The sequence below is a fragment of the Micrococcus sp. GbtcB5 genome (assembly GCF_019091605.1).
In the GTDB taxonomy this organism is placed as follows: domain Bacteria; phylum Actinomycetota; class Actinomycetes; order Actinomycetales; family Micrococcaceae; genus Micrococcus; species Micrococcus luteus.
In genome coordinates this window covers 1-233 of record NZ_JAGXJK010000535.1, presented here as the reverse complement: position 1 = coordinate 233, position 233 = coordinate 1, and the positions used below count along the sequence as shown (strand labels likewise).

Here is a 233-nt window from a genome sequence, read left to right as displayed (position 1 = left end):
GGCAGCCCGGGCTCGGGGACGCGGGGGGAGGCCAGGGGCCGCGGCGGGGCGGCCTTGATGCCGAGGTCGAGGGCGGCGATCTCGGCGATCGGCTCGCCCTCCCAGCCGTGCTCGGCCGGCACGATGACGTACGGCTCCTCCGTGGTGACGGACTCCGCGAGGCGGGCGCCGGCCATCGACGGCTGGGCGCGCACCACCGCCAGCAGCTCGGCCACCGGGCGGGCGGCGTGCTC

The 233-nt window shown here is 79.4% G+C and carries 1 pseudogene; it reads right to left on the bottom strand.

Going from position 1 to position 233, the window contains the following annotated elements:
* A pseudogene (locus KVS67_RS13395) lies at positions 1–233 on the bottom strand (carbamoyl phosphate synthase small subunit); the annotation flags it as partial.